This window comes from Gordonia marina (genome assembly GCF_052036135.1).
Lineage (GTDB): Bacteria > Actinomycetota > Actinomycetes > Mycobacteriales > Mycobacteriaceae > Gordonia.
Window position 1 is genome coordinate 1 of the sequence record NZ_JBPSDN010000097.1, and the last position, 1,093, is coordinate 1,093.

Sequence of the window (1,093 nt, forward strand, 5' to 3'; positions counted from 1 at the left end):
TGTACTTCCCCGTGAGGTTGTGAACGCGGGCTGAGGGGACGAGGCCGCCGATCCCGGTGTGGGGTCGGTGGTGATTGTAGTGGTGCAGCCAGTGCTGGTAGGCCGCTGCGCGTTCGGTGTCACTGGTGTACGGGGCGGCGTAGGCCCATTCGGCGGCCAGCGTCCGGTTGAAGCGTTCGACTTTCCCGTTGGTCTGGGGCCGGTACGGCCTGGTCCGCTTGTGCTTGATACTCGGGCCCAGGGCCGCGGCGAACACACGCGAGCGGTAGCAGGATCCGTTATCGGTCATCACCGCGGTCACGGTGACTCCGATCTCGGCGAAGAACGCGTTGGCCCGTTCCCAGAACCCTGCCGCGGTCTCCTTGCGTTCGTCATCGAGGATCTCCGAATACGCCACGCGCGAGTGGTCATCGACGGCGTGGTGCAGGTACCGGTAGCCCCGCGATCCTGCTGCGCCGCCGCGGGCAGCCTGGTCACGGTGCCGCCCGGCTCTGAGGTCCTGGGCCGAGCCGCGTCCATGGACCCGCCATCCGCCGCCGTCAGGGATTCGGCCGAGTTTCTTGATGTCGACATGGACCAGCCGGCCGGGACGGTCGACTTCGTACCTCTTGGGCGCGGGCCGGCGCACCGGCAGCCCGGTGGCCTGGTCCAGGTGCGCCAGCGGCGGCATCCGGTACCGAGTCAGGACCCTGCCCACGGTCGAACGCGGAAGCCGCAGGTGGTAGGCGATGCGGTGTGGTCCCCAGCGGCGGGTGAACCGCAGACCGATGATCCGCCGCTCGGTGCGCCGGTTCAGACGCGTCGGACAGGTCTGGGGACGGGAACTACGGTCGGTCAACTCCTGACCGGCGCGGTACCGGTCGGCCCATCGCTTGGCCGTGGCCAGGGAAACCTGGAACCGTTGCGCTGCCCGCCGCAGCGGCCAACCGTCCTCGACGATCAGCACCGCCAGGCGTCGTCTGCCCTCCGGCGTCAAGGGTGCGTTAGCGTGGACCATGAAGACCTCCGTGGCTTGATGTCAGTGTGGTAACCCACATCCTGCCCGGAGGTCTTCACTTCACCTCAGATGTTCACAACGTGTCGGGGAAGTACA

General features: G+C 67.7%; 1 protein-coding gene. It reads right to left on the reverse strand.

All coding sequences use genetic code 11. From position 1 onward, the window contains the following. A partial coding sequence (locus tag ACSEEN_RS21440; protein ID WP_440714257.1) for an IS481 family transposase occupies nucleotides 1-997 on the reverse strand: 997 nt, incomplete at its 3' end. Nucleotides 998-1,093 lie beyond the last annotated feature (96 nt).